Origin of the sequence: Curvibacter delicatus NBRC 14919, assembly GCF_001592265.1 — a bacterium.
GTDB classification, from domain to species: domain Bacteria; phylum Pseudomonadota; class Gammaproteobacteria; order Burkholderiales; family Burkholderiaceae_C; genus Hylemonella; species Hylemonella delicata.
This window is the reverse complement of the sequence record NZ_BCWP01000020.1, coordinates 1-20636: the sequence shown is the minus strand read 5'-3', so window position 1 is coordinate 20636 and position 20636 is coordinate 1. Positions and strand designations below refer to the sequence as shown.

Genomic DNA, 20636 nt, shown 5'->3' with positions numbered 1-20636 from the left:
CCCGGCATAGCCGGTTCCGCGGTGGCCCTGGACAGGAGATCGGCATGAGTGTTATGACGCACGAGGTCTTCAATCAGCCTGAATCGCTGGTGGGCTACAACCTGTTCGAGACCAACCCACCGTTGCAGGATGCGTTGAAGTTCAACGCCCCGCAGCTGGACACGGCGCCGCTGCGTAGGCTTGGCGCCGAGATCGGGACGGCAGAGATGCAGACCCATGCGCGGCTGGCCAATGTGCACACGCCGCAGCTGCGCAGCCATGACCGCTCTGGCCGGCGCATCGACCAGGTCGAGTTCCATCCGAGCTACCACGCACTGATGACTGCGGCGGTGGATGCTGGCCTGCACGGCACACCGTGGGCCGGGAATGTTGCCCCCACGCTAGGCACTGGCGTGTCCTCGCTGCCCCCCGAGGGGGCCTTCGCGCCTAGGGGCGGCCCGTCGGCGCTCACGCCGGCGCCACATGTGCTGCGCGCGGCGGGTTTCATGCTCTTCACCGAGCTGGAGCCGTCCATCCTGTGCCCGATCTCCATGACCTACGCGGCCACGCCCGCGCTGCGCCGCAATGAGGCGATTTATGCCGAGTGGGGGCCACGCCTGACCAGTCGCGCCTACGACCCGGTGCTCAAACCCTATACGCAGAAGCTCGGTGTGACCATGGGCATGGGGATGACCGAGAAGCAGGGTGGTTCGGACGTGCGGGCCAACACGACGCAGGCCGTGCTGGACGGCAGCGATGCCTGGGGCCAGCGTTACCGGCTCACAGGCCACAAATGGTTTTTCTCGGCGCCAATGTGCGACGCCTTCCTGGTGCTGGCACAGGCACCGGCCGGCCTGAGCTGCTTCTTCCTGCCGCGTGTGCTGCCGGACGGCTCGCTCAACGCCCTGTATATCCAGCGCCTGAAGGACAAGCTGGGCAACAAGGCCAATGCGAGCTCCGAAGTCGAGTTCGTGCAGGCCAGCGCCTGGCTGGTGGGCGAGGAAGGGCGTGGCGTGCCGCAGATCCTGGAGATGGGCACCATGACCCGGCTTGACTGCGCCCTGGGCACCAGCGGGCTGATGCGCCAGGCACTGGCCTTGGCGCTGCACCACACGCGCCAGCGCCAGGCCTTCGGCAAGCGCCTGGTCGAACACGATCTGATGCGCAATGTGCTGGCTGATCTTGCTATCGAAAGTGAAGCGGCTTGCGCATTATCCATGAGGCTTGCAGGCGCATTTGACCATCAAGGCGAAGCGCATGAGCAGCTCATGGCACGCCTGCTGACGCCGATTGCCAAGTTCTGGATCTGCAAACGCGGCAGCTACTTTGCGCAGGAAGCAATGGAGTGCCTGGGCGGCAGTGGTTATGTGGAAGAGGGTGGTGAGGGCGTCATGGCGCGCATCTACCGCGAAATGCCGGTCAATTCGATCTGGGAAGGTGCCGGCAACATCATGGCGCTGGACCTGCTGCGCGCCTTGCGCAAGGGTGATGTCGCCAGCGCGCTGGAACAGGAACTAGCCCCGGCGCGCGGCATGCACCCGGCGCTGGACCGGCTGGCACACAGCCTGCCGCACCGGGTCGAAGCCATGGCCAGTGAGATGGAGGCACGCCGGCTGGCACAGGACGTGGCGCTGGCGGTACAGGCGGCACTGCTGGCACAAAGCGCGCCGGCCGAGGTGTTTGCTGCCTTCTGCGATTCGCGCCTGGCCGGCAACTGGGGCCATACCTTTGGCAGCCTGGGGGCGGGAACGGTTTTTGATGCGATCTTGCAGCGGGCAATGCCCGCATAACAACGGAGAACGACAGGAATGATCACAGATTTCAAGAACAAGGTGGCGGTGCTGACCGGCGCCGGTTCAGGCTTTGGCCTGGAGTGCGCCCGCATCGGTGCGCAGCGTGGCATGAAGCTGGTGCTGGCGGATGTGCAGCAGGATGCGCTGAACAAGGCGGCGGCCGAGCTGACGGCGGCCGGCGCCGAGGTGCTGGCGCAGCAGGTGGACGTGTCGGATGCGGCGCAGATGGAGCACCTGGCGCGCCGGGTGCAGGAGCGCTTTGGGGCACCCCATTTCGTCTTCAACAATGCCGGCGTTGGCGCCGGAGGCCTGGTGTGGGAAAACACGGTACAGGACTGGCATTGGGTACTGGGCGTCAACCTTTGGGGCGTGATCCACGGTGTGCGCCTGTTCACGCCCATGATGCTCGACGCGGCGAAGAAGGACCCGGCTTACCGGGGGCATATCGTCAACACCGCCAGCATGGCCGGTCTGCTCAATGCGCCCAATATGGGCATCTACAACACGAGCAAACACGCGGTGGTAAGTTTGAGCGAAACCCTGTACCAGGACCTGGCCCTGGTGACGGAGCAGGTCAGCGCCTCCGTGCTGTGCCCGTACTTTGTGCCCACCGGCATCAACCAGAGCGAGCGCAACCGCCCGGGCGAATTGCCCGCCGCCAAGCCGACGCGCAGCCAGCTGATCGGCCAGGCCATGAGTGACAAGGCCGTGAACTCCGGCAAGGTGACGGCAGCCGAGGTGGCGCAGAAGGTATTCGATGCCATCGCCGCCAACCAGTTCTACATCTACAGCCACCCCAAGGCCCTTGGCTCGGTACAGACGCGGCTGGAAGACATCATGCAGGCGCGCAACCCGACCGACCCCTTTGCGCACAAGCCGGAGCTGGGCGTCGATCTGCGCCGCGCCTTGCGGTCCGTCTGACGGCGCGCGGCTTCCTTGGCCCGGGGCGTGGGGCGGCGCATCTTGACAGTCGCCACGACGTGATTTGAAATGTGTAAAAAACTGTGACAACCGTTCGGGGGAACACAGCCACAGAGAGGATTGCACATGAGCACGTCTGCCCTGGAGGAGTGGCCAGCGCTTGCCGCGGCCAAGGTGTCGTTCCGGAGTTCAACGGCGAACGCCTGGGCGGCCAGTTTTGTGCGCCATCTGGGCAGCGAGCTGGCGAAGGAGAACGTTCCAGCGGTGCATCGACGGCTGTCTGAGGTCTGTCAGGCCGCACAGGCGCTGTTCGAGGCGCATCACCCGGCCTGGCCGGACACAGCGTCGTCCACGGTCTTGGGCATGTGCGCCCTGATGCTGTCGGCCCGTCGCCAGCTGGCCGCCGACATGGGAGACCCAGCCCAGGCGCTCGAGCTTGTGAGACGCAGTTTTGACCACGCCTACCAGGCCTTCATCCAGAACATCTGCAAGCCGCTGCTTCACAGCGACAGCCGTTCGCGTCTGGCGCTGGCAGGCATGAATTTCAGAGCCTGGAGTGAACGCATGTACCCGCGAGAGGCCACCCAAGCAGGCCTGAGCCGGGAAGACGACATCACGGGTTACCACCATTTCTTGCTGGCGCAGGGCGAGCCGGCCTTGGCACACATCATCCAGCGCGCAGATCAGGCCTGGATTGCGGCCGTGGCCGCCCATGGGCCATCGCCCCTGGGCGAAAGCCGCCGCACCCGGGCAAGCGACACGCCCACGGACGGTGCGGATGGTTTTGCCCCGTTTCGATTTGTCCCGAAACGCCGCGGACAAACGAGCCAGCAGCAGGATGTGATTCTGGAGCTGCAACTCCATGCCGTGCCAGGCGACCGCCGCAGTGATGCGCCCGGAGCTGACCGGCGGCGCCACTGGAGCGGTGTGGACAGGCGGCAGGCGGGACGACGTCAGGATGACGAGCGTGCCCGGCAATAGCCGGTTGCCATTTTTACCTTTTTGTCTGGGTCGGTGGCCCTGAAAACCGGGTCGCCGCTCTGTGGCACACTCGCGAACTTCGTTTCGTTTTGAAGGGCCGGCATTGACCGGCGGTTCGTAGAGTCATGCAGAAAATCATCGCGCAAATCGCGCAGGAACTCCGGGTACTGGACAGACAGGTCGCGGCCGCCGTGGCCTTGCTCGACGGAGGTGCCACCGTCCCCTTTATCGCCCGTTACCGCAAGGAAGCCACCGAGGGGCTGGACGACACGCAGTTGCGTGAACTCGAATACCGCCTGGGTTATCTGCGCGAACTGACCGAACGGCGCGAAGCCATCATCAAGAGCATCGAAGAGCAGGGCAAACTCACCCCAGAATTGCAGGCCGCGCTGCATGCGGCCACCACCAAGCAGGAACTGGAAGACCTTTACCTGCCCTACAAGCCGAAGCGCCGTACCAAAGGGCAGATCGCGCGCGAAGCCGGCATCGAGCCCTTGGCGGACAAGCTGTTTGCCAATCCGGTGCTGGACCCGGCGGCCGAGGCGCAAGCCTTTGTGCTGCCGCAAAAAACCGAAGCCGGCGATGATTTCACCACCGTGGCCGCCGTGCTCGACGGCGTGCGCGACATCCTGTCCGAGCGCTGGGCCGAAGATGCCGCGCTGGTGCAGAGCCTTCGCGAATGGCTGTGGAGCGAAGGGCTGTTCAAGAGCCGTCTGATGGACGGCAAGGATGAGAACAACGCGGACGTGGCCAAGTTCCGCGACTATTTCGACTACGACGAGCCGATCGGCCGCGTGCCCTCGCACCGTGCCCTGGCTGTGTTCCGCGGCCGGGCGCAGGACATTCTGGATGCCAAGCTGGTGCTGCCCGTGGAACCCGAACCGGGCAAACCGTCGCTGGCCGAGGGCAAGATCGCGCTGCACCTGGGCTGGAGCCACCAGGGCCGGCCCGCTGACGACCTGCTGCGCAAGTGCGTGGGCTGGACTTGGCGCGTCAAGCTCAGCCTGTCCACCGAACGCGACCTGTTTGCCCGCCTGCGTGAAGACGCCGAGAAAGTGGCCATCAAGGTCTTTGCCGACAATCTGCGCGACCTGCTGCTGGCGGCGCCCGCCGGCCCGCGCGTGGTGATGGGCCTGGACCCGGGCATCCGCACTGGCGTCAAGGTGGCCGTGGTCGATGCCACCGGCAAGCTGGTCGACACCGCCACCGTCTACCCGCACGAACCCAAGCGTGACTGGGAAGGTTCGCTGCACACGCTGGCGCGCCTGGTCGAGAAACATGGCGTGAACCTGATCGCCATTGGCAACGGCACTGCCAGCCGCGAGACCGACAAGCTGGCGGCCGACCTGATCAAGCTCGCGGCCAAGGCCGAGCGCCAGATCGAGAAGGTGGTGGTCAGCGAGGCCGGTGCCTCGGTCTATTCCGCCAGTGAATTCGCATCGCAGGAAATGCCCGACGTGGACGTGAGCCTTCGCGGTGCGGCCAGCATTGCGCGCCGTCTGCAGGACCCGCTGGCCGAGCTGGTGAAGATCGACCCCAAGTCGATCGGCGTCGGCCAGTACCAGCACGATGTCAACCAGAGCGAGCTGGCGCGCACGCTGGACGCGGTGGTGGAAGACTGCGTGAACTCGGTCGGTGTCGACCTCAACACGGCCAGCGTGCCGCTGCTGTCGCGTGTCTCCGGCCTGTCGGCGGGTGTGGCCAAGGCGGTGGTGCGCTGGCGCGAGGCCAACGGCGCCTTCCACAACCGGCAGGACCTGCTCAAGGTCACCGGCCTGGGCGCCAAGACCTTTGAACAAAGCGCTGGTTTCCTGCGCATCCGTGGCGGCGACAACCCGCTGGACATGACCGGCGTGCACCCGGAAACCTACCCGGTGGTGGAACAGATCCTGGCCAGGACCGGCAAGCCGGTGGCTGAACTGATGGGCCGTGCCGAGATGCTCAAGACGCTCAAGCCTGAGCTGTTTGCCAACGAACAGTTTGGCGTCATCACCGTCAAGGACATCCTGGGCGAGCTGGAAAAACCCGGCCGTGACCCGCGCCCGGACTTCAAGGTCGCGCGTTTCAACGACGGCGTGGACGACATCAAGGATTTGCAGGAGGGCATGGTGCTGGAAGGCACGGTCAGCAACGTGGCCCAGTTCGGCGCCTTTGTTGACCTGGGCGTGCACCAGGACGGCCTGGTGCATGTGAGCCAGCTGAGCAACAAGTTCGTCAACGACGCGCGCGAGGTGGTGAAGACCGGCGACATCGTCAAGGTCAAGGTGCTGGAAGTGGATGTGGCACGCAAGCGCATCAGCCTGACCATGAAGCTCGATGCGGCACCGGCGCGGCGTGATGGACCGCGCGAGAACCGTTTCGAAGGCGCCGGGCGCGGCCAGCAGCCGCGTCGCTACAACGAGCCGGCACCGCAGTCGGCCATGGCCTCGGCCTTCGCCAAGCTCAAGCGCTGAGGGCCGTCAGGGCGCAGACAGTCGGGCAAGCCATAATCAGCCCATGGGCAGGAACTATCAACGGAGACCGTCGTCATGGAGCTGAGCGCCTTGCTGGCGCAGCCCATCGTCCTGCCCAGCATCCCGAAGGTCATCGCCTTGCTGCTGGGAGAGCTGGACCGCGAGGAGCCCGACCTGCGCCAGGTGTCGCAACTCATCAGCACCGACCCGGCGCTCACCACGCGCCTGTTGCAGGCGGCCAATACGCCGTTTTTCAAACTGCCGGGCAAGGTCAACAGCGTGCCGGAAGCCCTGGCCATTCTGGGCTTGTCCCATATCCGGGCCATGGCGGCGGAGGCCGCCACCGCGGCGTCGCTCAAGGCGGTGCCGGGCATCAACCTGCAGCAGTTCTGGGCCTACAGCCTGAATGTGGCCAAGCTCTCGCGCTCCCTGGCCGGCGTGGTGCGGCAGAACCAGGGTGCGGCCTTTACCTGCGGCCTGATTCACGCCGTGGGCGAGCTGGTGATGCATGTCGGCATGGCGGTCGACATTGCGGCGTTGGACAAGGAAGTGCCGCCACTGGACATCAAACGTGCCCGGGCCGAGTTCAAGCAGTTCGGCTACAGCTATGCCCAGGTCGGGGCCGCCTATGCCCGGCGCCGGCAGTTCCCGCAAGCAATCGTCGATGCGCTGGAACACCAGTACGCACCGTTCGAGAACCATGTCTACGAGCCGCTGGCCGGCATCATCCACCTGGCCACCTGGCGCGCCCGCGCGCGCGAGGCCAACCTCAGCGAACGGGCCATGGCCGTTACCTTTCCCGGTGAAGTGGGGGATGTGCTGGGGCTGGACATCGACATGGTGCTGCAGCAGGACCCGTTCGACTGGTCGGCCTATTCCTGAGTTCAACGCGCGCCTGACAGACAACCGCCTTTTTGATCGATCACATGAAAGCGCTACGCATCTATGCCGGCCCGCAGGCGCGGCGCCATCTGGAACAAGGCGGCCTGCAGGCCCGTGATGTGGTCACCATTCCGGCAGCAGCTGGCGGACCCAAGGGGTTGATTCTGGGTGCGCTCGACCGTTTCATCTTTGGCGACTGGCTGGCCTCGACGACACACACCGTGGATCTGGTGGGCGCCTCAATCGGCGCCTGGCGCATGGCCACGGCCTGTCTGGACAAGCCGGTGGCGGCTTTCGAGCGGCTGGAGCACGACTACATCCGTCAGCACTACGAATTGCAGCCGGGGCAGAAGCGCCCACCGGCCGAGCTCATCAGCGAACGTTTTGGGCAGAACCTGCAGGCGTTTTATGGCGGGCGTGTCCAGGAGGTACTGAACCACCCGCGCTACCACCTGCACATCCTCACCTCGCGGGGGCGTCATCTGCTGGGGCGGGAACATGCCCTGCGCACACCGCTGGGTTACCTCGGCGCCTTTCTTGCCAACACGGTGCACCGCAAGGCCATGGGGGCCTGGCTGGAGCGCGTGGTGTTCTCCTCGCCGGGGGCCGAGTTGCCATTTGCCACCGACGACTACCGCACGCGTCGGGTCGCCTTGAGCGAAGCCAACTTCATGTCGGCCCTGCAGGCCAGCTGTTCCATTCCCTTTGTGCTGCGTGCCGTGCAGCACATCAACGGCGCACCAGCCGGGGCTTACTGGGATGGCGGCATCACCGATTACCACCTGCACCTCAATTACACGGCAGCGCATCATGCTATCAATTTGGAAGCGGCTGGCGCAGACGAGGAAAGGGCTGGAGGCTCAAAAGGCCTGGTGCTTTACCCGCATTTCCAGCAAGCCGTGGTGCCGGGCTGGCTCGACAAAGGGCTGAAGTGGCGCCACCGTGCCACGCATCACCTGGACACCATGGTGCTGCTGGCGCCCGACCCGGAATGGATCAAGACCCTGCCCAACGGCAAGCTGCCCGACCGCAATGACTTCACACACTACGGCAACGACCTGGCCGGCCGCGTCAAGGCCTGGGGCACCGCGGTGCAGATGAGCCGGCAACTGGCCGACGAATTCCAGGCCTGGCTGGACAAGCCGGACCTGGGGCAGGTCAAGCCGCTTTGACAAGCGGGCGGGAGCTTCAGGCCGCGTTCGCGCCTGCGGTGACACAATCAGAGGCTCGGCCGGGATTCATGTAAATCCCCGCTAAAAACAACCTAAGTTATTGATTTGTCAGAGATTATCGACATCCTGAAGTCGAGTGGCTCGCTCTTTCGGCGGAAATCCAGCGTGTAATCCCCATACCGGTTGATATGGGCTGTCCTGAATGGAGCCAGCCCGGCCAAAACTTCTGGCGTGATTTCCGTGCCCTCTTCCCGGAGCTCTTTCAGGACCCTGCTCATTCCAGCCACGTTGTGCAGGATGATCATGTTGGCCACCAGGTGGTTGTACTTGACGACCTTGCGCTGCTCATGGCGGATGTTTTCCGCGATGATGCCTTCCCCACCAAAAAACGACCAGCCGGCGAAGCTGTTGAACTGCTCGCTCTTGTTGGTCTCGGCATGAATGACCTTGCGCAGGTTGACGTCGCCGATATAGCTCAACAGGAACATGGTCCGGATGACTTTGCCCAATTCCACGAAAGCGAAGTACAGCTTGTTCTTTCGGCTGTAGGTGCCCAGACGCCGCAAGATGGCCGATGGCGTGATCTTGCCGGTCTTGATGGAAACGGCGACACGCAGCATGGCCGGCAGATGGGTTTCGATCATCTTCCAGTCGATCACATCGCCGAACAGATCATTGATGTTGTTGAAGACGATCCCGCGTTGCGGCCGAAAGAACTTCAGATCAGAAATCCCACGAATCCGGGGCATGAGCTGGATGCCCAGAAGATGCGCCAGAGCGAACACCGGGTAGCTCTGTGCCTGGGTATCCCCATGAATCGTGTCCGGCCGGATGTCGGACTGATTGCTCATCAACCCGTCCAGGATAAAGATGCCCTCGTACGTCCCGCAGGAAATGAAATGGCTGAACAAGGCGATGAACTTGTCGGACACATGGTAGTAGCCGATGCCGCCGTACCCGCCGTAGCGGATGTGGTATTCCGACAGCATGTTCTGCTCGTAGAGGTTCCACTTGGTGCCATCAGCCGATGCATGCTTGCCGGTGCCCCAATACCCCGGTAATTCGAATTTGTTGTAGGCATTGATCACCTTCACGATGGCCTTGTCCAGAAGATCATCGGTGACGTATTTGAGGTTCAGCCAGGTGATCTGCCGGCGGCTCAGGCCTTTGATGGATTTTGCGGTCTGCACCGGGCCCAGATTGCAGCCGTAGCAAAACAGCGTGGTGATGACACGCATGCGCCGATCTTCCAGGCGGCTGTCGGTGCCAGCCAAGGGACGGAACAGCTTGTGCAGATCCAGCCAGCGTTCGGTGTCAATCATCACGTCCACGATGCTGACGGGCTCCATCCGCTCTGTGATCAGGGCGTCGACCTCCCTGACGGCCTCGATCTCCTCCGAGCGCGGGGGTTTTCTCAAAATGAGTCGGCTGTCAACGATGTCGGCATGGGCGTTTTCCGGGAAAGCAGCGTCCACCTCGGTCGCACGCTGGAGCATGGCCGCCTTGAGTTTGGCCACGAACGTTGCAGGATCGGTCTCGATTCCCGTCACGGCCCCGTAGTCGTCCACCTCCGCGGCAAAGGTCTGGTCATCGACCAATTGCTCCCGGTAGTCGTCGTAGCGCTCGCCATACTTGATGAACAGATCGCCCGATTTGATCTCGTCCTTGACAGCATGCATGACCGCGAGTTCGAAATACCGGCGCTGTATCCAGGCGGCCTTGCCTTTGCCGTCGGCTGGCTTGACCAGCACCAGCTTGCGCCACTGGGCGGACATCCACCGGAAGTCCCGCTCCTCGTCGAGACCCAGGGACTCCAGTGACACCATGTCGGCCCGGTTGCTGCGCAAGGCATACAGGACGGAGATCATCTTCACGATGACCTGATCCTCGCTGCTGGACTGCGGGGCTGCGATCTCGATGCAGTTGATCAGCTGCGCCCGGACCATTTTGTAGGGCTGGACCATGAACGGGAAATGGTTGCGCCCGGCATAGGCCAGATGCTGCTCGCATTCGTCCAGGAGATCTTCCACCTCGGCCACCAGCGTGGAGCCAATAGCTTCTACCCGCTGGGTGTCGGACCCATGGAGTTGATAGGCACCCAGGATCTCCTTGAGCTGGCCGATCAGCATGTCCGTTTTCAGGACCCGCTCCTGCTGGTACTGCAGGAGCTTTTGCCGCGCGTTGTTTTCCAGGTTCTGCATCAGGCGGATGAAAAGATCCGCCGCATCGTCCAATGCCTGGGCGTGCTGCGCACGGATGAAGATCACGGCCAAAGCATGCCGCTTCATCGGCTTGAGCTCAGCCATCTCGGAGGCATCCAGCGCACGAGCCAGATCCTTGAACTGTTGGAGCTTCGGGATGGGCACCTCCGGCTTGGGCAACTGGTCCACCAGGTGTTGCAGGCGCCGGATATGCTGGATGTATTCGCGGGTTTCCTTGTTGGTCGGTCGTTTGGGCTCACGTTTGAGCAACTGCCAAGGTGAGACGGATTCGCCGCGGGCCGTCTTGAGCAGTCCGTCAATCAACCTTGTAGCCTGGGGCGTGAGCTGCCTGGCGATGGCCGAGAAATTGCGGTTGTTGCTGGCTTCCCGGGCCCGGAATGCCATGCGGTCCAAGGTGGAGAACGCCGGCAGTTCATAGCGGTGATGTACCAGTTCCTCCAGCATCACATTGATGATGTCGGCGACTGCGTTCTTGGTTTCGGCGGCCTGATCCGCCACCTGTTCGAGCCATGCCTTGCCTGCCTCATCGAGGGGGCGAACGTTCAGAAACCGTCTGAGCGCTTTGATCATGGCCGTTCGAGGGCCAGATGCGTCGAATCGGCGCAGTTCGGTCCAAGTGGGGGGCCTGAGCACGCCACAGGCCTTGACGATGTGCTCCCGGATTGTGGGGGGCACCTCATCCAGGCGAATGAAGGTTCCTGCCCGCTGGAAGACCTTGAGATAAATCAGAGCAGCGACCTGCGGTATTGACCGCTTGGCAATGCTGGCTACAAACGATTTTTCAGGCGCAGTGGGGGTGTAGACCTCGGTCAGCTCTCTTTCGGTGGGGTCGGATTTCAGGCATGGATAGGCTGTCTCGGTGATTGTCGTCATGGGCGGGCTGGACTGGGCCGGATCGGATGCCTATTTGCAGCGCGGCTTCAATCCCAATAAGTATCAGTCGCCGGTTCGTGCAGGGACACTTCCAGTGAGCATTGGTTGTCATTGGCGATCCGGTACATCTCGTCCAGCATGGCATAAATGGACTCGTCCAATTCCTCCCGGCTCGGGCAGGGAACCGTCAGTTCATAGCGGGTTCCCCGCGCATCCAGGCTCTGCATGGCATAGCGGGCAAAGCAGATTTCTTCAATCAGTCGACGTGCACGAGTCAAGCCGCGGGACTGCGGTGTGAAGCGATCCAAGGCCATGGTCACCTGGACTGTGGCGCGGGATACCGGATTTTCTTGGGTGGTGGATTGCGGCGACGTGAGGGAACTGTCTACCGGCGTCAGCGATTCCAAACCACGCTCGAAACGCTCTTGCAGGGATGCGGTATCCCCCTCCAGATAGCGCATGGCTGATTTGATGTCTTTCCAGCCGACATACTCCATCAGATCCTTCAAATCCCACCCGCTGGAACGGGCCCATCCCGCAAAACCTCGGCGCAGGGAGTGGCTGCTGTATTCATCCGCGGCGGCAATGCCCGCCGACTGGAGGATTTTGCGCAGGAGCGTGATCAGACTGTTGGGATGCAAGCCGTCATCGGCCAGCTTTCCCCATCGGTCAATCTTGCGGTAGACCGCCCCGTCAGAAATCCCGGACAGGCGGATCCAGGCTTCGTAAGCTGTGACTGGGCACAGTCGCGACAAGGCCGGACAAGGATAGGTTCGGCCAGCCAGCTGGCGGTCCCCCTTGCTACGCGACAGGTGGCAGGTCATGCCTTCACCGGGCGTGATCTGCACATCCTTCACGCGCAGGCGTGCCAATTCATCTGCACGAAATCCGCGCCAAAATCCGAGGAGTACGAGACTGCGATTGCGCGTGTGCTGCATCAAGGCCAACCGGTCGCCCGAGGATTCGGCATGGCCGATAGAGGAAACTAGCCATTCGTCCATCTGATGCAAGGCTTCCACCTCCAGGGGGCGTGCGCGTTTCTCGGTCGTTGGGTGCAACGTCCGAATCCCCTTGAGCACCTGACGGATTAGCGGCGATTTGGTGGGGTCTTGGAATCCGTTGTCGGTGTGCCAACGCGACAGCGCCGCGAGGCGCTGGCGCAGGGTGTTGATCGACAAAGTGCTGGCAAAGTGGGAGAGGTATTCAGCCAAGGTGCGGGCTGTCGCCGGCAGCAGCCCTTTCCATTCGACCTCAAAGTGCCGAATGGCCGAGTCATAACTACGGCGGGTATTTTCCCGCTCAGCAGCAACCAAGTAATGATCAAGGTTGCTCATGGCTTTGATTGTTGCAGGTAGTATGCGGCGCGATTCACTGAGATGATTCCTTAGCTCAGCCGCTATGGGTTCTGTGCACATGCCCGGTAATGGATCCGGCCCTGCGCTCAAGGGGCCGGGAGAGCTCACTGAGAATGCCGCAATTTGCTGCCTGCAGGGCTTCGCGGCAACACTCACGTAGGGCTTTCAGCTCCTTCTCTAGGGCGCGCAATTCACGGATGCGAGCCACTACATGGCCGATGTGGGCATCCAGCAGAGCGTTGACTTCGCCACAGTTCTCCTGCGGCGCGTCCTTGAAATGCAGCAGTTGCCGGATTTCGATGAGTGTCATGTCCAAGCCGCGGCAGTGCCGTATGAACGCCAGCCGTTCGGCATGGCCGTGCCCGTAAATCCGATAATTTCCCTCGGTCCGGGCCGGCTTGGGCAGCAGGCCTTCGCGCTCGTAGTAGCGAATGGTCTCGACCTGGGTTTGCGTCAATTTCGACAGATCACCGATCTTCATGTAACGACTCCCGATCTCAGGCTCCGGCCGTGCGGGGTTGGAAAGCAATGAGGGCCATGCCCAGCAGGCAGATGGCGCCGCCTGCAAGATCCCAGCGCGTGGGCGTAACGCCATCGACACGCCAGAGCCAAAGCAGGGCCATCATCACATAGACACCACAGTAGGCCGCATAGGTGCGGCCGGCAGCCTGCGGGTGCAGAGTGAGCAGCCAGGCAAAAAACGCCAGTGCCAGCGCCGCAGGCAGCAGCAGCCAAGGGCTGCGGCCCTGGACCAGCACCAGCCAGGGCAGGTAACAGCCCACGATCTCCGCCAAAGCGGTGAGGATGAACAAAGAAGAGACGCGAAAAGCTTCTAGCATGGCAAGGCAGAATCAGACCAAGATTATTGCATCTTACGGGCTTGACTCTAAAGCCGCTACAGGGTTCCCAATCAAACCCAACAAGGAGTGGAAATGCAATTTCAGAAAATCCCAGAACAAGGCAAAAACCCCGGATGTGCTTGTAGCAGCGCCTGCAGTGTGGCGCCCGCGTCATCCAAGGCCAATGTTGAGCAGCCTGGCGGAGATGGTGCGGTGTTCCGCATCCCGACCATGGACTGTGCGTCCGAAGAAAGCGAAATCCGGCACGCACTGGCCGGCATCACCGGTGTGCGCGGTCTTGGTTTCCAGCTCGCCGCACGCACCCTGCGCATCGATGCGCCGGCTGAGACCATGCCGCGCGCCCTCGCGGCCTTACGCCAAGCCGGCTTCGATCCCCAGCCCGTGACGGTGGAGGAGCAGGCCGACCCGCATGCGCCCATGTCCGAAGGCTTGTGGCGCTTGGGTGCGTCCCTGCTGCTCGCCATCGCGGCCGAGCTGCTGGACTTCTTCGCGCCTGAGACAGCTGTCTACAAAGGAGCCGGCATGGCCCTGGCGGCGGCGGCCATCTGGCTGGCCGGCTTCTCTACCTACCGCAAGGGATTTGCCGCCTTGCGGCAGGGGCGGCTGAACATCAGCGCGCTGATGACAGTGGCCGTTACAGGCGCCTTCTTGATCGGCCAGTGGCCGGAGGCGGCAATGGTGATGGCGCTCTACGCCATCGCGGAACTTATCGAGGCGCAGGCCGTGGACCGGGCACGCAACGCCATCAAAAGCCTGCTGGATCTCACGCCGGATACGGCTGAGGTTCGCCAGCCCGGCGGCGACTGGCAACTGGTGGCTGCTGCCGACGTGGCGCTGAATGCCATAGTGCGGGTCAAGCCCGGCGCGCGCATTCCGCTTGACGGTATGGTCGTCGATGGCAACAGCGCGGTCAACCAGGCGCCCGTGACAGGCGAAAGCATGCCCATCGACAAGGCGGTTGGTGACCTGGTCTTCGCAGGCACCATCAACGGCACTGGCGCGCTGGAAGTGCGCGTGACCGCCGCCGCCAGCAACACCACGCTGGCCCGCATCATCCAGGCCGTGGAACAGGCCCAGGGTAGCCGCGCGCCAACTCAGCAGTTCGTGGACAAGCTCGCGGCCATCTACACGCCGGCGGTGTTCGCGTTCGCCGTGGCCGTGGCCATCTTGTCTCCTTGGCTGATGGGATTGAGCTGGACCGAAGGCCTGTACAAGGCATTGGTCCTGCTGGTCATTGCCTGCCCCTGTGCCCTGGTCATCGCCACGCCGGTCACGGTGGTCAGCGGCCTGGCCTCAGCAGCGCGACGCGGCATCCTCATCAAGGGCGGGGTCTACCTGGAAGGCGCGCACAAGATCAAGGTTATCGCTCTGGACAAGACCGGCACCATTACCGAAGGCAAGCCCAAACTGGTGGCCACCGAGGTGCTGCCCTCGCTGCTCCAGGAAACACAGGTGCTGCGCTGGGCGGGTGACCTGGCGGCCCACTCGGATCACCCCGTGTCCAAGGCCATCGCGCAAGGTCTGGATCGAAGCAATGGACAACTGGAGCAGTTCATGGCCTTGCCCGGCCGGGGCATCCAGGCCCGCAACGACGGGCAGACGCTGATCCTGGGCAACCATCGCCTGATCGAAGAGCAGGGCCTGTGCAGTCCGGCCATCGAAGCACGGCTGGCGGAACACGAGACCCAAGGTCGCACCGTGACGATGCTGGCCATGGACAGCCAGGTACTGGCCATTTTTGCCGTGGCCGACACCATCAAGGAGAGTTCACGCGAGGCCCTGGCCGCGCTTCATGCCCTGGGGGTGCGCTCGGTGATGCTGACGGGCGACAACCCGGCCACCGCGCAGACCATCGCCCGGCAGGCCGGCATCGACGATGCCCGCGGCAACCTGCTGCCCGAAGACAAGCTGATAGCCATCGAGGACATGCAAGGTCGATACGGCCCCACCGCGATGGCAGGCGACGGCATCAACGATGCCCCGGCCCTGGCACGCTCCGACATTGGCATCGCCATGGGTGCAGCGGGCACGGACACGGCCATGGAGGCGGCCGACGTGGTCATCATGAATGACGACCTGCGGCGCATCCCGGAACTCATCCGGTTGTCACGGCGCACGCGCGCGGTGCTGTGGCAGAACATCGTGCTGGCCCTGGGTATCAAGTCGGTCTTCCTGGTGCTGTCCGTCCTGGGCAGCGCCACCATGTGGATGGCCGTGTTCGCCGACATGGGCGCGAGCTTGATCGTGGTCTTCAACGGCCTGCGCCTGTTGAAGACCAAACCCTGAAAGAACATCATGGAACACCGCGGCAGACCCTCGATGACGGGTTCCGGCTCCGTCCGCGCCACGGACCTGCTTCAGCTCGGCCACTCCAAGCTTTCTCCTGGCTGTGCAGGGGCTGTGCAAGGTGTGGGCCAGACCCGCTAGAATGCCGACCATGCGCCGCTGGCTCCCCATCCTTCTGCTGATCCTGCTCCCGCTGCAACTCAGCTGGGCGGCAGTAAGCGTGTATTGCCAGCACGAAACCGGTGCGGCGGCCAGGCACTTCGGCCATCATGACCATCAGCACAAGGCTGCTGATGGAAAAGAAGCAGCACCCGATCCAGCCAAAACTGGTGCTGGCGACCCTGATTGCGTATCCTGCCATGCCGGGTGTTCATCAGCCCTGCCTGGAGAGGTGACTTTCCCGCCGATGTCCAGTTCGTCCCTAGACATAGCGGACTATTGGGCGCGTCTTACGTCGCCACCTTTCGAACGCTTAGAACGCCCGCAGTGGCGTGTCCTCGCCTGATCGGCGGGGAGCGCGTTCCTTCCCTCGTCGTCACTAAAGCAGTCGCGCTTGGCGCGTGACCGTATACTGATTCGCATGGGGCGCACGCTTGAACTTGATGTCCACGTTGCAAGAAATGACCGACACCGTTCGTGCTGCGGCGACTCATTTGCGAAAATGACCATCCCGGAGATGCCTGTCTTAAGCGGTAGCCTCGCAGTACGAGATACCGTTGGACTGATTGACGTGCTCTGGTTGGGCCGTACTTCGAATCGGATCGTAGCGGCATTCGAGGTTGAAAAAAGCACATCCATCTACTCGGGCATATTGCGAATGAGAGACTTGGTTTCCGGGATGGACCATGACGCATGTCATTGTTATATCGCTGCACCCAAATCGCGAGGGCAGGAGGTCATGGCGCATCTTGCGCGCCCCTCTTTTAGTGGGTTGACTCACACTGGCAAGTTCGGCTATTTACCGTTTGATGACTTGCGCGAACATTGTGAGGCGATCTGCAAATTCGGTGGTGATCACCATGCTCTACGAAAAATTGCGCAGTTCGGCATGCCTACGGCTAGCACCGTTTGAGCGCCGACTTACCCTGCAGTCAGATAAGTGTGAGCCGCAGGTGTTGCTCTGGGGACGCGCGTGTCTCTCATATTCATGGGAGAAAGAGGGCTAGCGAAGATCACCAGTTACCTCCAGAAGCAAGTATCTTCAACGCTGACCGCTCAAATTTGCATATTTGAAATTTCTGTGTAGGCCTGAACTAAACGGTTTCGAACTTGCAAATTCGCCTGGAAGGAAATATTCGATTTGACCCCTGTCAGCATAGTCTGCTCCAGGCTTACCGTTGGGTTTTCGAGGGTGAACTCCTTGGTGAGGCGCCCAGACTCTTTCTGGAGGGCACTCGTGTCCTTCAATGCCTGGGATATTGCGTCGGCAAATCCGGCGCCAACAGCACTCGGGCTCTTAACGAGCGGTTGGCTCATTCCGACAACGGCTTGTATTGAGCTCAATGGAGTTAGTGCAAGATTCATGGAGTTCCCCGCCTTCTTTGGCTTACAACAGTCTTCAAAGCGATAACTGATCACCAGAGAGATATTAGGACATCATAGACGGCGGGTTCGCATCTAAACCCCACAAGTCTCCGCTATTTGCTACGCTTTTCTGATGGTCAGAGCTATCAAATTTGTCGCCGCAGCCGACCGGACGTGCGGTAACAAAGAGGGTGTCCCGAATTTTGTGTAAACGGGGCGAGTGTTAAGGCTTGGGCATTCTCTCCTCGAACTGGATGGTAAACCGGGTCAATGCAGCCTTCCAGTCCCGCAGCGGCATCGTCCATTTCTTGCTGATGTTGGCCAGGGCCAGATAGAACAACTTCAGCAGCGCGTCGTCACTGGGGAAGGAACCCCGGTTCTTGGTGATCTTTCGCAAGCTCATGTTCACTGACTCAATCGCGTTGGTCGTGTAAATGATGCGCCGTATCTCCGGCGGGTAGTCGAAGAACGATGTGATGCGTGCCCAGTTGCTGCGCCAGGATTTGACGATGGTCGGGTAGTCCGCACCCCACTTGTCCTCGAATTCATTGAGTCGGATGGATGCTTCATCCACGGTGGATGCGGCATAGACGGTCTTCAGGTCAGCGGCCACCGCCTTGCGCAGCTTCCAACTCACGTAATTCAGGCTGTGGCGCACCATGTGCACCAGGCTCAGCTGCACGGCCGTCTTGGGGTACACCGCCTCGATGGCATCAGGAAAGCCCTTGAGACCATCCACGCAGGCAATGAAGATGTCTTGCACGCCCCGGTTCCTGAGTTCGGTGACCACCAGCAGCCAGAACTTGGCACCCTCGGTCTGGGCGATCCACAGGCCCAGAATTTCCTTCTCGCCAGTCATGCTGATGCCCAGCGCCAGGTACACGGCTTTGGCCCGTACAGCCTCGGCATCGCGGGTTTTGACATGGATGCAGTCCAGGTAGACTGGGGTACAGCGCGTCCAGCGGACGCGCCTGCCAGGCCTTGGCTTCGTCCATCACGGCATCCGTCACCGAGGAGATCAGCGTGGGCGAGACCTCGGCACCGTACATTTCTTCCAGGTGGCTCTGGATTTCTCGCACGGTCATGCCGCGGGCGTAGAGCGACAGGATCTTCTCGTCAAAGCCGCTCCAACGGGTTTGGTGCTTGGGGATGATCTGCGGCTCGAAGCTGCCATGCCGATCCCGCGGGATTTCTATGGGCAGCTCACCAAAGTCGCCCTTGAGGGTTTTCTTGCTCTTGCCGTTGCGGGTGTTGCCGGGTTGGCCCCCGTGTTATTCTTGGCGTGGCCCAGGTGCTCGGCCATCCCGGCTTGCAAGGCGCGTTCCACCAGTTTTTTGGTGAGCAGCTTGAGCAGGCCGTTCTCACCGATGAGGTCTTCAGGTTTTTTGTAGTCAGCCAGCAGGCTGTCGATCAGTTCGTTCGTGACGGTCATTGATTTGCATTTCCATGGGAGCGCAGCAGTTTCCTGCCAATTGACCGTTTACACAAAAGTTCTTACGCCCCCATATTCGTCAATCTTTAACTCAAATTGATCCACATGGCGCGCGAGTTGCCTTCTTCAACGCCGCCACCTGGGCCATTGAAACCTGCCGGCCTGCCGGAATCACGGCATTACTTATTACTTGACAGGCTGGAGATCGGTCACCACCAGTGAGCCACTGTCCTTCATGGCTTTGAACTGAACCTGGTCGCCGGTCTGGACCTTCTCCAGCAAAGCCGGATCCCTGACCTGAAACACCATGGTCATGGGAGGCATCTCAAGGTTCTTGATCTCGCCATGCCTGATCGTGATCTTCTTGGCGTCCTTGTCGATCTTGCGGACCTCTCCCTGGGTCATTTCATTGCTGGCCACCATCTGCATGCCGCCCATTTTGCTGTGGTCCATCGTGGCCTGCGCGAAAGCACTGCCGAAGGCCGCGGCCGACGCGATCGATACGAGGATGAGCAGTTGCCTCATTGATTTCATGATTTGTTTCCTTCATACATTTGGTAAACCGTGGAATTGCCCTCTTTTTTGAGCAGCAACACGCTGTAGGCAGCTTTGTTTGCAGCAGCCGCAGCCTGGGTCTTTCCAGACCTCGACGCTGGGGCGCTTGTGCTGCCCATGCCCCAGCCAGTGGCAGCACAAGCGCCCCGCCAATCAGCGTCGGCGGTTGAATTCAATGGGTGTGTGCATGGCCATCTTCATTGCTGGCTGTTTAGTTATCCGCGACTTTGATCTGGCCTTTCATGCCGGCTTCCATGTGGCCGGGGATCAGACATGCGAAATCGACTTCGCCCGCCTTGTCGAACTGCCAGACGATGCCGCCGCGCTTGCCCGCTGCCAGATTGACCATATTGGCTTCGGCATGCTTCATGCCGGGCATCTGGCGCATCATCTCGGCATGCGCCTTGAGCTCACTCGTCGTGCCAATCACCATCTCGTGCGGCACCTTGCCGGCGTTCTTGACGAAGAAGCGGATCGTCTCGCCTGCCTTGACGGAAACCTGGTTCGGGCTGAAGCGCATGGTGTCGTCCATGGTCACTTCGATGGTGCGGCTGACCTTGGCCGGGTCGCCTGCCCGCCCGGCGGCCGAGTTGTGCTCGCCCTGATGCATGCCGGCCATGTTGCCGTTCATGGCGCCCATGTCATGACCACCATGATCGCCCGCGGCGATCGCCAGAACCGGTGCCACGCCGAGCAGAAGAATGGAAAGAGATTTTTGCATGTTGAAACTGCCTTTTTGATGAAGTTGAAAAAGATGAAAAACGTGAAACGTGCGGATGAAGTTCAGAACCAGAAGCGCACACCGGCCACCCAGCGCGACTCTTCGGTGCGCTCGCCGGCGGTGCGCGCCAGATCGGCGGTGGCGCCGTACTTGCCCTTCCACTCAACGCCAATGTAAGGAGCAAGCTGACGATTGATTTCGTAGCGCAGGCGCAGCGCGGCCGTGCCGTTGGACAAACCGCTGCCGATCTCGCGCGCCTCATCCGGTTGCCCATAGATGTTGAATTCGACGCGTGGCTGGAGAATCAGCTTTTGTGTCAGCAGGACTTCATACTCGGCCCCCAGGCGCAGCGCCGTCCGACCGCCTTCGCCAATGTAGGCCACCGCGTCGACCCCGAACCAGTAAGGCGCCAGTCCCTGCACCCCTACAGCCAGCCAACGGCGCTCCGACCCGCCGCCGCTGTCGCTACGCAGACCCAACTGGGTGTCCCAGAACGGCGCGAAGGCATGCCCCCACAACACTTCCGTACGGGCTTCCGGCACCTTGCCTTCAAGCAGATCACCCTCAGCCTTGATCACCAGACGGTCATAGTCACGACCGAACCAAGCCTGGGCGTCATAGGAGAAG

17 protein-coding genes and 1 pseudogene are annotated in these 20636 nt (G+C 61.8%); 9 read left to right on the top strand and 9 right to left on the bottom strand.

Going from position 1 to position 20636, the window contains the following annotated elements; all coding sequences use genetic code 11:
* Positions 1 to 44 precede the first annotated feature (44 nt).
* The 6 genes from CDE01S_RS10810 (at position 45) to CDE01S_RS10785 (ending at position 8181) form a co-directional block, all read left to right on the top strand.
* The gene (locus tag CDE01S_RS10810; RefSeq protein WP_066706983.1) at positions 45 to 1769 is read left to right on the top strand and encodes an acyl-CoA dehydrogenase family protein; all 1725 of its coding nucleotides are present in this window, start codon (positions 45 to 47) and stop codon (positions 1767 to 1769) included.
* 18 nt (positions 1770 to 1787) lie between these two features.
* Positions 1788 to 2693 carry an SDR family oxidoreductase gene (locus tag CDE01S_RS10805; protein WP_066706981.1) on the top strand — a complete coding sequence of 302 codons (906 nt, stop codon included), beginning with the start codon at positions 1788 to 1790 and terminating at the stop codon, positions 2691 to 2693.
* Between the two features lie 126 nt (positions 2694 to 2819).
* Entirely contained in the window at positions 2820 to 3674 is an 855-nt protein-coding gene (locus CDE01S_RS10800; RefSeq protein ID WP_066706979.1) for a hypothetical protein, read from the top strand.
* Positions 3675 to 3799: 125 nt separating this feature from the next.
* Positions 3800 to 6127 (top strand): Tex family protein, encoded by a 2328-nt coding sequence (locus CDE01S_RS10795; protein WP_066706977.1) that lies wholly within the window; start codon positions 3800 to 3802, stop codon positions 6125 to 6127.
* Positions 6128 to 6202: 75 nt separating this feature from the next.
* Positions 6203 to 7009, top strand: a complete 807-nt coding sequence (locus tag CDE01S_RS10790) for an HDOD domain-containing protein (RefSeq protein ID WP_066706974.1) — start codon at positions 6203 to 6205, stop codon at positions 7007 to 7009.
* Between the two features lie 44 nt (positions 7010 to 7053).
* Entirely contained in the window at positions 7054 to 8181 is a 1128-nt protein-coding gene (locus CDE01S_RS10785) for a patatin-like phospholipase family protein (protein ID WP_066706971.1), read from the top strand.
* A 92-nt stretch (positions 8182 to 8273) separates the two neighbouring features.
* Here CDE01S_RS10785 and CDE01S_RS10780 read toward each other — a convergent pair whose 3' ends face one another.
* The 4 genes from CDE01S_RS10780 to CDE01S_RS10765 are packed head-to-tail and all read right to left on the bottom strand — an operon-like array spanning position 8274 to position 13470.
* On the bottom strand, positions 8274 to 11276 hold the full coding sequence (locus CDE01S_RS10780) for a Tn3 family transposase (protein ID WP_066706969.1): 3003 nt from the start codon (positions 11274 to 11276) through the stop codon (positions 8274 to 8276).
* Positions 11277 to 11323: 47 nt separating this feature from the next.
* A complete protein-coding gene (locus tag CDE01S_RS10775) occupies positions 11324 to 12610 on the bottom strand; it encodes a site-specific integrase (RefSeq protein ID WP_084382838.1) in 1287 nt (428 codons plus the stop codon).
* Positions 12611 to 12665: 55 nt separating this feature from the next.
* Positions 12666 to 13112, bottom strand: a complete 447-nt coding sequence (gene cadR / locus CDE01S_RS10770) for a Cd(II)/Pb(II)-responsive transcriptional regulator (protein WP_066706967.1) — start codon at positions 13110 to 13112, stop codon at positions 12666 to 12668.
* A 16-nt stretch (positions 13113 to 13128) separates the two neighbouring features.
* Complete coding sequence (locus CDE01S_RS10765) at positions 13129 to 13470, bottom strand: YnfA family protein (protein ID WP_066706965.1); 342 nt, start codon at positions 13468 to 13470, stop codon at positions 13129 to 13131.
* 93 nt (positions 13471 to 13563) lie between these two features.
* On the opposite strand from CDE01S_RS10765, the gene CDE01S_RS10760 reads away from it, so the two are divergent.
* The 3 genes from CDE01S_RS10760 to CDE01S_RS18850 all read left to right on the top strand — a co-directional run bounded on the left by CDE01S_RS10760 (position 13564) and on the right by CDE01S_RS18850 (position 16849).
* Positions 13564 to 15777, top strand: a complete 2214-nt coding sequence (locus CDE01S_RS10760) for a heavy metal translocating P-type ATPase (RefSeq protein ID WP_066706962.1) — start codon at positions 13564 to 13566, stop codon at positions 15775 to 15777.
* 269 nt (positions 15778 to 16046) lie between these two features.
* Complete coding sequence (locus CDE01S_RS19170) at positions 16047 to 16172, top strand: hypothetical protein (RefSeq protein ID WP_281179354.1); 126 nt, start codon at positions 16047 to 16049, stop codon at positions 16170 to 16172.
* Positions 16173 to 16357: 185 nt separating this feature from the next.
* Complete coding sequence (locus CDE01S_RS18850; protein ID WP_157077106.1) at positions 16358 to 16849, top strand: type II restriction enzyme NmeDI-related protein; 492 nt, start codon at positions 16358 to 16360, stop codon at positions 16847 to 16849.
* Positions 16850 to 16992: 143 nt separating this feature from the next.
* On the opposite strand, the gene fliE is transcribed toward CDE01S_RS18850, so the two are convergent.
* From fliE to CDE01S_RS10735, 5 genes and pseudogenes are all read right to left on the bottom strand, one after another.
* Positions 16993 to 17301 carry a flagellar hook-basal body complex protein FliE gene (gene fliE / locus CDE01S_RS10755; RefSeq protein WP_066706959.1) on the bottom strand — a complete coding sequence of 103 codons (309 nt, stop codon included), beginning with the start codon at positions 17299 to 17301 and terminating at the stop codon, positions 16993 to 16995.
* 223 nt (positions 17302 to 17524) lie between these two features.
* A pseudogene (locus tag CDE01S_RS10750) lies at positions 17525 to 18733 on the bottom strand (IS256 family transposase).
* Between the two features lie 186 nt (positions 18734 to 18919).
* Positions 18920 to 19267 carry a copper-binding protein gene (locus CDE01S_RS10745; protein WP_066706949.1) on the bottom strand — a complete coding sequence of 116 codons (348 nt, stop codon included), beginning with the start codon at positions 19265 to 19267 and terminating at the stop codon, positions 18920 to 18922.
* A gap of 232 nt (positions 19268 to 19499) precedes the next feature.
* A complete protein-coding gene (locus CDE01S_RS10740; protein ID WP_066706947.1) occupies positions 19500 to 20009 on the bottom strand; it encodes a cupredoxin domain-containing protein in 510 nt (169 codons plus the stop codon).
* A gap of 62 nt (positions 20010 to 20071) precedes the next feature.
* Positions 20072 to 20636 (bottom strand): copper resistance protein B (locus CDE01S_RS10735; protein WP_169802253.1); only part of this gene is annotated, 565 nt, incomplete at its 5' end.

What these genes read in the sequence shown, in the direction of transcription:
- CDE01S_RS10810 (WP_066706983.1), top strand. Translation starts at nt 45, where the DNA reads ATGAGTGTTATGACGCACGAGGTCTTCAATCAGCCTGAATCGCTGGTG.
- CDE01S_RS10805 (WP_066706981.1), top strand. Translation starts at nt 1,788, where the DNA reads ATGATCACAGATTTCAAGAACAAGGTGGCGGTGCTGACCGGCGCCGGT.
- CDE01S_RS10800 (WP_066706979.1), top strand. Translation starts at nt 2,820, where the DNA reads ATGAGCACGTCTGCCCTGGAGGAGTGGCCAGCGCTTGCCGCGGCCAAG.
- CDE01S_RS10795 (WP_066706977.1), top strand. Translation starts at nt 3,800, where the DNA reads ATGCAGAAAATCATCGCGCAAATCGCGCAGGAACTCCGGGTACTGGAC.
- CDE01S_RS10790 (WP_066706974.1), top strand. Translation starts at nt 6,203, where the DNA reads ATGGAGCTGAGCGCCTTGCTGGCGCAGCCCATCGTCCTGCCCAGCATC.
- CDE01S_RS10785 (WP_066706971.1), top strand. Translation starts at nt 7,054, where the DNA reads ATGAAAGCGCTACGCATCTATGCCGGCCCGCAGGCGCGGCGCCATCTG.
- CDE01S_RS10780 (WP_066706969.1), bottom strand. Translation starts at nt 11,276, where the DNA reads ATGACGACAATCACCGAGACAGCCTATCCATGCCTGAAATCCGACCCC.
- CDE01S_RS10775 (WP_084382838.1), bottom strand. Translation starts at nt 12,610, where the DNA reads ATGAGCAACCTTGATCATTACTTGGTTGCTGCTGAGCGGGAAAATACC.
- cadR (WP_066706967.1), bottom strand. Translation starts at nt 13,112, where the DNA reads ATGAAGATCGGTGATCTGTCGAAATTGACGCAAACCCAGGTCGAGACC.
- CDE01S_RS10765 (WP_066706965.1), bottom strand. Translation starts at nt 13,470, where the DNA reads ATGCTAGAAGCTTTTCGCGTCTCTTCTTTGTTCATCCTCACCGCTTTG.
- CDE01S_RS10760 (WP_066706962.1), top strand. Translation starts at nt 13,564, where the DNA reads ATGCAATTTCAGAAAATCCCAGAACAAGGCAAAAACCCCGGATGTGCT.
- CDE01S_RS19170 (WP_281179354.1), top strand. Translation starts at nt 16,047, where the DNA reads ATGACCATCAGCACAAGGCTGCTGATGGAAAAGAAGCAGCACCCGATC.
- CDE01S_RS18850 (WP_157077106.1), top strand. Translation starts at nt 16,358, where the DNA reads ATGGGGCGCACGCTTGAACTTGATGTCCACGTTGCAAGAAATGACCGA.
- fliE (WP_066706959.1), bottom strand. Translation starts at nt 17,301, where the DNA reads ATGAATCTTGCACTAACTCCATTGAGCTCAATACAAGCCGTTGTCGGA.
- CDE01S_RS10745 (WP_066706949.1), bottom strand. Translation starts at nt 19,267, where the DNA reads ATGAAATCAATGAGGCAACTGCTCATCCTCGTATCGATCGCGTCGGCC.
- CDE01S_RS10740 (WP_066706947.1), bottom strand. Translation starts at nt 20,009, where the DNA reads ATGCAAAAATCTCTTTCCATTCTTCTGCTCGGCGTGGCACCGGTTCTG.